At 56.2% G+C, this 739-nt stretch carries 2 protein-coding genes and 1 pseudogene; all 3 read left to right on the top strand.

Features of this window, described 5'->3' with window-relative positions; genetic code table 11:
* Nucleotides 1–103, top strand: a pseudogene (locus CBF90_RS16130) (phage minor tail protein G); the annotation flags it as partial.
* The gene (locus CBF90_RS16125; protein ID WP_000459457.1) at nt 85–519 is read left to right on the top strand and encodes a phage tail assembly protein T; all 435 of its coding nucleotides are present in this window, start codon (nt 85–87) and stop codon (nt 517–519) included. The pseudogene CBF90_RS16130 and the gene CBF90_RS16125, both read left to right, overlap by 19 nt.
* On the top strand, nt 512–739 hold a 228-nt coding region (locus tag CBF90_RS16120; protein WP_088381081.1), incomplete at its 3' end, for a phage tail tape measure protein. The genes CBF90_RS16125 and CBF90_RS16120, both read left to right, overlap by 8 nt.

The raw sequence follows: 739 nt of genomic DNA, 5'->3' as shown, positions 1-739 counted from the left end.
GTCTGGTATGTATGAGTTTGTGGTGAATAATGCCCCTGAACAGACAGAGGACGCCGGGCCCGCAGAGCCTGTTTCTGCGGGAAAGTGTTCGACGGTGAGCTGAGTTTTGCCCTGAAACTGGCGCGTGAGATGGGGCGACCCGACTGGCGTGCCATGCTTGCCGGGATGTCATCCACGGAGTATGCCGACTGGCACCGCTTTTACAGTACCCATTATTTTCATGATGTTCTGCTGGATATGCACTTTTCCGGGCTGACGTACACCGTGCTCAGCCTGTTTTTCAGCGATCCGGATATGCATCCGCTGGATTTCAGTCTGCTGAACCGGCGCGAGGCTGACGAAGAGCCTGAAGATGATGTGCTGATGCAGAAAGCGGCAGGGCTTGCCGGAGGTGTCCGCTTTGGCCCGGACGGGAATGAAGTTATCCCCGCTTCCCCGGATGTGGCGGACATGACGGAGGATGACGTAATGCTGATGACAGTATCAGAAGGGATCGCAGGAGGAGTCCGGTATGGCTGAACCGGTAGGCGATCTGGTCGTTGATTTGAGTCTGGATGCGGCCAGATTTGACGAGCAGATGGCCAGAGTCAGGCGTCATTTTTCTGGTACGGAAAGTGATGCGAAAAAAACAGCGGCAGTCGTTGAACAGTCGCTGAGCCGACAGGCGCTGGCTGCACAGAAAGCGGGGATTTCCGTCGGGCAGTATAAAGCCGCCATGCGTATGCTGCCTGCACAGTTC

It is taken from the genome of Microbacterium sp. AISO3 (assembly GCF_002204305.1).
Taxonomy (GTDB): Bacteria; Actinomycetota; Actinomycetes; order Actinomycetales; family Microbacteriaceae; genus Microbacterium; species Microbacterium arborescens.
This window is presented reverse-complemented; position numbering and strand designations above follow the sequence as displayed.